A 687-nucleotide genomic window follows, 5' to 3' on the forward strand; every position below is an offset into this window, starting at 1 on the left:
GTTCCCCCATTCGGACATCGTTAGCTCAAATGCTTGTTACTAGCTCGCCAACGCTTTTCGCAAGTTACTACGTCCTTCATCGCCTCTGACTGCCAAGGCATCCACCGTATACGCTTAGTCGCTTAACCATACAACCCAAATGAGTTTCACTCAYCTGCGCCGCATTGCGACCAGCTTGGTTTTACTTGTCTCACTTCTGACCAAAGAAGTGGACGCGCCTTAGACGTAAACTATGCAACTAAGCATAATTTACTATTGAATATTCAAGACACTTAATAAAGTGTTTGAGAACTCATGTTCAATGCTTGCGCATTAAACGTTTTGTAATTAATCACATGACAGACTCATGCAATTAAATACTATCAGCTTTCCAAATTGTTAAAGAACAATGCGTACCGGCTMGCGGCGCATTYAGCTCTGACTTCTCSTRAGAGAAGMTAAACAAGCAATCTGTGTGAACACTCAACAAACATTAAGTTAGTCGTATAGGTAAGGAGGTGATCCAGCCCCAGGTTCCCCTAGGGCTACCTTGTTACGACTTCACCCCAGTCATGAACCACAAAGTGGTGAGCGCCCCCCCGAAGGTTAAGCTACCCACTTCTTTTGCAGCCCACTCCCATGGTGTGACGGGCGGTGTGTACAAGGCCCGGGAACGTATTCACCGTGGCATTCTGATCCACGATTACT

General features: G+C 46.1%; 2 rRNA genes. Both read right to left on the reverse strand.

The features are described 5' to 3' along the window. Window positions 1-128 (reverse strand): 23S ribosomal RNA (locus L5M49_RS25390); the annotation flags it as partial. A gap of 362 nt (window positions 129-490) precedes the next feature. Then, window positions 491-687: ribosomal RNA gene (locus tag L5M49_RS25395) — 16S ribosomal RNA — on the reverse strand; the annotation flags it as partial.

The sequence above is a fragment of the Shewanella sp. SM74 genome (assembly GCF_025653725.1).
Lineage (GTDB): Bacteria > Pseudomonadota > Gammaproteobacteria > Enterobacterales > Shewanellaceae > Shewanella > Shewanella oncorhynchi.